Raw genomic sequence first — 259 nt, 5'->3', positions numbered from 1 at the left:
CGTATGTCACGGGAAAAGGTATCGCGACTTAGGCAACTTCTTGGCGAAGCGACGCCTTCACCGCAGGTCGTCAGAACCGACGCCGAGTCCGAAGCGTGGCGACACTTTCAGCGCTTTGAAGCCTTCTCCGCCCCGCTCCCGGCCGAATCAACATGGCGCGCAAAGGCAACGCGCGAGATCACGCGCATTGCGAGTTGGTATGGCTGGACAGCAGAGATCCAGCGCGTGCTGGATAGCGAATCGTGTGACCAGCTAGCAG

Annotated in this window: 1 protein-coding gene; it reads left to right on the top strand. The window is 60.2% G+C overall.

Annotation, left to right across the window (positions count from 1 at the left end):
* On the top strand, positions 1–259 hold a 259-nt coding region (locus tag SB719_RS21055), incomplete at both ends, for a hypothetical protein (protein ID WP_412159870.1).

Source organism: Pantoea sp. SIMBA_079, from assembly GCF_046940275.1.
GTDB lineage: Bacteria > Pseudomonadota > Gammaproteobacteria > Enterobacterales > Enterobacteriaceae > Pantoea > Pantoea borealis.
The sequence above is the reverse complement of the archived record's forward strand: the minus strand, read 5'-3'. Positions and strand labels throughout refer to the sequence as shown.